Origin of the sequence: Caballeronia sp. (assembly GCF_049581465.1) — a bacterium.
GTDB lineage: Bacteria > Pseudomonadota > Gammaproteobacteria > Burkholderiales > Burkholderiaceae > Caballeronia.
The window spans coordinates 1-1,746 of sequence record NZ_JBAUSA010000544.1 but is presented as its reverse complement, the minus strand read 5'-3'; the positions used below and the strand labels follow the sequence as shown (position 1 = coordinate 1,746).

The following is a 1,746-nucleotide window of genomic DNA, read 5'->3' as shown; positions in this document are numbered from 1 at the left end:
GTGCAACGCAGGCCAAACACGTGCATCTCGCCTTGCATCACGGCGCCGACGCCACGGTGACCGATGAATCGTGGGCAAGCATCACGAACGATCTGATTGAGGACTACTGGTTACTGCTGAACGCATCGCCAGATGAACGGCAGGCATTGGTCGAGCGCCTTGTCGTGCCCGAAACATGGTTTTTTCGCGACCGCGAGGCATTCGTCGCGCTAGCGCGGCTTGCCCACGAACGCCTTGCCCGCGACCCGGCGCGCGTGTTGCGTGTGCTGAGCGCGCCCTGCTCCACCGGCGAGGAACCGTATTCGATTGCCATGGCGTTGCTCGACGCGGGTATTGGCGCGGGACGCTTCGCGGTCGATGCACTCGACATCAGCGCGCGCGTGATCGAACTCGCGAGCAAGGCGGTCTATGGACGCAATTCGTTTCGTGGTCATGCGATCGATTTCCGCGAGCGCCATTTCAGCGCAACGGTCGACGGCTGGCTGCTCAACGAGCGCGTCCAGCAGTCGGTTCATTTCGCGCACGCCAACCTGTTCGAGCCACGGCATGACGCAGATAGACGCTACGACTTCATCTTCTGCCGTAACGTGCTGATTTATTTCCATCGGGACGCGCAAGATCGCGCGATCAGCCTGCTCGACGCACAACTCGCGGACAACGGCACGATTTTTGTCGGACCGGCCGAAACCGGCTTGATGATGCGCCACGCGATGACTTCTGCCCGCATACCGCTCGCTTTCGCGTTCCAGCGTGCGCCGCCCAAGGACACTACTCAGCACTCCGACAGACTGTTCGTCCCGGCGAGTCCAGCGCCCGGAGCGTTGTGGGCGATGAAACCGCACTCCATCACCGCGCCGCGTCCTGCTCCCGACATCGCATCTGGCGTGGCGCACATCGCTGCGCCCAAGTTTGCTCCGGTCCCCACTGCACGCAAGCAGCCCACGGTTTCGCCCGCGCCAGCACACGCACAGCCGCCGCTCTCACTGAGCGAGGCGCGCCGCCTGGCTGACGCTGGCCGTCTCGACGAAGCCGAGCGCCTTGCGCACGAATTCCTGAGCATGCACGGATCGGACGCGGACCCGCTCTATCTGCTCGGACTGATCGCAGATGCACGTGGCAAGAGCGCCGACGCAAGTGCTTTCTACCGCAAGGCGCTGTACCTCGAGCCGGCCCATTACGAAGCACTGACGCATCTTGCCGCGCTGCTCGACGTGACCGGCGATAGCGCAGGTGCGCAACATCTGACGCGCCGTGCGCAGCGCGCAGCGGAGCAGGCATCGAAGCCAAAGGCCGCGCACACAGATCACCTACGAGGATCCCATGCTCCACGGCGCCCTTGAAATGCCCCATGCGGCAGCGCCCCTCGACGCCTGCTGGAATCGCATCGGCACGAGTGGCGACGGCTCGTGCCCGCGATTGGCCGAGCATACGCGCTGCCTGAACTGTCCGGTCTTTGAACAGGCGGCCGCCGCTTTGCTCGATCGTCCCCTGGACGAAGCGGATGGTGCGGATAGCGCATCCGATGCTACCGTTGCCGAACCCGTCACGACGCACTCAGCGCTTGTGTTTCGTATCGCCGACGAGTGGCTCGCGCTGCCGACCACCGCGCTACGGCAGGTTGACGACATAAGGCCGATCCACTCGCTGCCTCATCGACGTAACCGCGTCGTCCTGGGTCTCGTCAACATTCGCGGCGAGCTGACGGTCGCCGCTTCGCTCGGCGAACTGCTGCATCTGGATCGCGCC

Annotated in this window: 2 protein-coding genes; both read left to right on the top strand. The window is 64.2% G+C overall.

Annotation, left to right across the window (positions count from 1 at the left end; translation table 11 throughout):
• Positions 1 to 1,340, top strand: a 1,340-nt coding sequence (locus WCA53_RS13475; RefSeq protein ID WP_423910825.1) for a CheR family methyltransferase, incomplete at its 5' end; no start/stop codon positions are given.
• A partial coding sequence (locus tag WCA53_RS13470; RefSeq protein WP_423910822.1) for a chemotaxis protein CheW occupies positions 1,321 to 1,746 on the top strand: 426 nt, incomplete at its 3' end. The genes WCA53_RS13475 and WCA53_RS13470, both read left to right, overlap by 20 nt.